The sequence below is a fragment of the Streptomyces sp. WELS2 genome (genome assembly GCF_013870595.1).
GTDB lineage: Bacteria > Actinomycetota > Actinomycetes > Streptomycetales > Streptomycetaceae > Streptomyces.
The window spans coordinates 1-3693 of record NZ_JACBWZ010000634.1; the positions used below are offsets into that span (position 1 = coordinate 1).

At 71.1% G+C, this 3693-nt stretch carries 4 protein-coding genes; all 4 read right to left on the minus strand.

Annotation, left to right across the window (positions count from 1 at the left end):
- Positions 1-290 (minus strand): hypothetical protein (locus H5J33_RS27115; protein WP_181797475.1); only part of this gene is annotated, 290 nt, incomplete at its 3' end.
- A 207-nt stretch (positions 291-497) separates the two neighbouring features.
- The gene (locus H5J33_RS27120) at positions 498-1373 is read right to left on the minus strand and encodes an acyl-CoA thioesterase II (RefSeq protein ID WP_181797473.1); all 876 of its coding nucleotides are present in this window, start codon (positions 1371-1373) and stop codon (positions 498-500) included.
- 35 nt (positions 1374-1408) lie between these two features.
- Entirely contained in the window at positions 1409-2566 is a 1158-nt protein-coding gene (locus H5J33_RS27125) for an acyl-CoA dehydrogenase family protein (RefSeq protein WP_181797474.1), read from the minus strand.
- Between the two features lie 52 nt (positions 2567-2618).
- On the minus strand, positions 2619-3693 hold a 1075-nt coding region (locus tag H5J33_RS27130; RefSeq protein ID WP_309485498.1), incomplete at its 5' end, for a TIM-barrel domain-containing protein.

Genomic DNA, 3693 nt, shown 5'->3' on the forward strand with positions numbered 1-3693 from the left:
TCGCCGCCGCCACCGTGGTCGCCGCCGCCACCGTGGTCACCGTAGTCACCACCGTGGTCGCCGCCGTAGCCGCCGTGGTCGCCGTAGTCGCCACCGTGGTCACCGCGGCCGTAGTCGTCGTCATCGTTGTTCCACCAGCCACCGTGGTCGTCGTCGGACCGGCTGTAGGAACTGTCGCTGGCGTGCTCCGAGGCGGAGGCCGTCGCGGCCGTGCCGAACGCGGCTCCGCCTGCCAGCAGCAGACCGGAGGCGGACAACGCGACAAGACGCCTCGTGCGCTGTGATCGCATGGGAAATACCTTCCATCTCCATCGTCTCTCACGCTTCCCTCGGGGAAGCGCAAGGTGGATGGCCGTCGCCGCGGCTGATGAGGAAGATGCGGCGCGGTCTTCAGGTGTCACCGCAGCAGGGAATGAACGAAATGGCGTTCGCTGCGGCCCTTCACCCAGAGAGCCTAATCGGACATACGTCACAAGTCATCTCGGGGAGCGCATCCGTCACGGCCTTCTTGGAACGCGGACCACGCCCTCCTGGATCACGGTGATGGCGAGCCGCCCGTCCTGCGTGTATATGCGGGCCTGACCGAGGCCCCGGCCGCCCGACGCGGACGGCGACTCCTGGTCGTACAGCAGCCATTCGTCCGCCCGGAAGGGCCGGTGGAACCACATCGCGTGGTCCAGGGACGCCCCGACGACGTCCCCGACGGCCCAGCCGCCGCGCCCGTGGGCGAGCAGCACGGAGTCGAGCAGGGTCATGTCGGAGACGTACGTGGCGAGGACGACGTGCCGCAACGGGTCCTCCCCGTCGAGCTTGCCGTTGACCCGGAACCACACCTGGGAACGCGGCTCGCGGGGCTCGCCGTAGCGCCCGTACGGCGGCTCGTCCACGTATCTGAGGTCGACCGCCTCGCGCGCCTCGAGGAACCGCTCGACGACCTCGGGGGCGAGGTGGCCGTATCCGCGCAGCCGCTCCGGGGAGGTGGGCAGGGTGGCCGGATCGGGCGCGGCGGGCATGGGCACCTGGTGCTCCAGGCCGTCCTCGTACGTCTGGAAGGACGCGGAGAGGTGGAAGATCGGCTTGCCGTGCTGGACGGCGACCACGCGGCGGGTGGTGAAGGACCTGCCGTCGCGGATCCGGTCCACGGTGTAGACGATCGGCGCGCCCGGGTCGCCGGGGCGCAGGAAGTACGCGTGCAGGGAGTGGGCGGGCCGGTCGGCGGGGACCGTGCGCCCGGCGGCGACCAGCGCCTGCGCCGCGACCTGCCCGCCGAAGACGCGCGGGACGACGGCGGAGCGGGACGCGCCGCGGAAGATGTCCTCCTCGATCCGCTCCAGGTCGAGCAGATCGAGGAGGTCCTGGAGTGCCTGGCTCATGGCGTGCAGGTATACCGCCCGGGGACCCGGCGTCCTTAGAGGCCCATGTCCTTGGCGATGATCGTCTTCATGATCTCGCTGGTGCCGCCGTAGATGCGGTTGACGCGGTTGTCCGCGTACAGGCGGGCGATCGGGTACTCGTTCATGTAGCCGTAGCCGCCGTGCAGCTGGAGGCAGCGGTCGATGACGCGGTGCGCGACCTCGGTGCAGAACAGCTTGGCGGAGGCGGCCTCGGCGGGGGTCAGCTCGCCGGCGTCCAGCGCCTCCAGCGCGCGGTCGGCGACGGCCTCGGCGGCGTCCACCTCGGCCTGGCAGGCGGCCAGCTCGAACTTGGTGTTCTGGAAGTGCGCGACCGGCTTGCCGAAGACGGTGCGCTCCTGCACGTACTGCTTGGCGAACCGGACGGCGGCCTTGGCCTGGGCGTAGGCGCCGAAGGCGATGCCCCAGCGCTCGGAGGCCAGGTTGTGGCCCAGGTAGTAGAAGCCCTTGTTCTCCTCGCCGAGCAGGTCCTCGGCGGGCACCTTGACGTCCACGAAGGCCAGTTCGGCGGTGTCGGAGGTGCGCAGACCCAGCTTGTCCAGCTTGCGGCCGATGGAGTAGCCCTCGGACTTGGTGTCCACGGCGAACAGGGAGATGCCGTGGCGGCGGTCCTCGGCGGTGGGCGCGGAGGTGCGGGCGCAGACGATCACGCGGTCCGCGTGCACGCCGCCGGTGATGAAGGTCTTGGCGCCGTTGAGGACGTAGTGCGTGCCGTCCTCGCTCAGCTTGGCGGTGGTCTTCATGCCCGCGAGGTCGGAACCGGTGCCCGGCTCCGTCATCGCGATGGCCCACATCTCCTCGCCGGTGACGAACTTCGGCAGGTAGCGCTTCTTCTGCTCCGCGGTGGCGAGCATCTTGATGTAGGGCAGGGCGAGCAGCACATGCACGCCGGAGCCGCCGAACTGCACGCCCGCGCGCGCGGTCTCCTCGTAGAGGACGGCCTCGAACTTGTGGGTCTCCAGGCCCGCGCCGCCGAACTCCTCGGGCACGCTGATGCCGAAGATGCCGAGCTCGCCGAGCTTGTAGTAGAAGTCGCGCGGCGCCTGGCCGGCGGCGAACCACTCGTCGTAGACCGGGACGACCTCGGCCTCGATGAAGGCGCGAAGGGTCTCCCGGAACGCCTCGTGATCCTCGTTGAACACCGTACGGCGCACGCCGCCACCTCCACGTACCTCGGCATGACTTCGAGCATGTCTAAGCGCTTGCTCATTCACCGTACCGGCGAGTACGGAACCCCGTCCAGGGGGATTGGGCCGTAATACTCGTCACGCGTTCGACGCAGGCGCCCGAGGCCCGGTCCTCCGGCGACCCCCACCACAGCGGCCGCACATAGGGCGCCCCCGTCCGCCGCGCCAGATGCGCCAGCGTCACGAAGTACGGCAGCAGCCGTCTGCGTTCGAGCAGCGCCACGCGCGCGTGCTCCAGCACCTCGGCACCGAACTCCCACGGCTCCCGGCGCCCCGCCCGAGGACCCTCGTAAGTCCGGAACAACGGCAGATACGCGCCCAGCTGGAACCAGCGCAGATACAGCTCCGGCGACGGACCGCCGTCGCCGCCGCCCACGTCCGACCCCGAGTACGGCACCCCGCACAGCCCCAGCCCCAGCACCAGCGACAACGACGCCCGCAGCCCCGGCCAGCCCGTCGCCACGTCCCCCGACCAGGCGCCGCCGTACCGCTGCAGCCCCGCCCAGCCCGAACGGGAGAGCACGAAGGGCCGCTCCTCGGGCGCCAGCTCACGCAGCCCCTCGTAGGCCGACCGGGCCATGCACAGCGCGTACACGTTGTGCGCCTCCCGATGGTCACCGCCGCGCCCCTCCAGGGCGTGCCGGGCCGAACGCGGCAGCGTCGGCTCGCCGAAGGCGCCGAACGACGTCGGCTCGTTCATACCGTGCCAGAACCCCGCGAAGCCCCGCTCCAGCCGCTCCCGGTAGAGCCCGCCCCACCACGCGCGCACGCGCGCGTGCGTGAAGTCCGGGAAGACCGACTCGCCGGCCCACGCCAGACCCTCCACCGTGCGGCCCCGCGCGTCCCGCACGAACGCGTCCACGGCGCCGCCGCCGTCGTACACCGCGTCACCGGTTTCCGCCCGCACCGCCGGCTCCACGGCCGACACCAGCCGGATCCCGTCCCGGCGCAGTTCCTCCGCCAGCACCGGCAGCTTGGGGAAACGTTCCTGGTCGACGGTGAACACCCGGTGGCCGTCATAGTGGCCGGCACCGAGGTGCACGGCGTCCAGCGGCAGCCCCCGCTCCACGTAGCCGGCGACGGTCCGGCGCACG

What these genes read in the sequence shown, in the direction of transcription:
- H5J33_RS27120 (WP_181797473.1), bottom strand. Translation starts at nt 1,373, where the DNA reads ATGAGCCAGGCACTCCAGGACCTCCTCGATCTGCTCGACCTGGAGCGG.